At 63.7% G+C, this 391-nt stretch carries 1 protein-coding gene and 1 pseudogene; both read right to left on the reverse strand.

Going from position 1 to position 391, the window contains the following annotated elements; genetic code table 11:
- Window positions 1-188, reverse strand: a pseudogene (locus ACEWB7_RS18570) (protein TolQ); the annotation flags it as partial.
- A partial coding sequence (locus ACEWB7_RS18575; protein ID WP_411581171.1) for an acyl-CoA thioesterase occupies window positions 185-391 on the reverse strand: 207 nt, incomplete at its 5' end. The gene ACEWB7_RS18575 and the pseudogene ACEWB7_RS18570, both read right to left, overlap by 4 nt.

Consider the following 391-nt stretch of genomic DNA (forward strand, 5'->3'; position numbering starts at 1 on the left):
CCACCGGACCAGAACTCCAGCTCGAACTTGTCCGAACTGAGCCGCGCCGCGCGGATGGCGAAGGACTTGCGGAAGATCCAGTACCAGCTCATGAAGGAAATGCCGACCAGCAGCGCCATCACCAGCTTGACCAGCAGACTGGCGTGCATCACGAGCGAAATGATCGAGAGGTCTTCGGAAAGATTCATGTGAGAGTGGACACGGAAGGCTGGATGGAAGGAAGCAGCCGCTCGCGCAGCGCCGCGGGCAGCGATACCGGGCGGTTCCTCGCCACGTCGATCGACACCACACGGACCGCGCCGTCGAACAGCAGTTCGTCGCCGCGGTAGAGGCGCTGCACGAAATCGACGGCGGCGCGCGAGGTCGAGGCGATGTGGCTGCGCACTTCGAG

This window comes from Acinetobacter sp. NIOH-H-8 (genome assembly GCF_046635365.1).
Taxonomy (GTDB): domain Bacteria; phylum Pseudomonadota; class Gammaproteobacteria; order Pseudomonadales; family Moraxellaceae; genus Acinetobacter.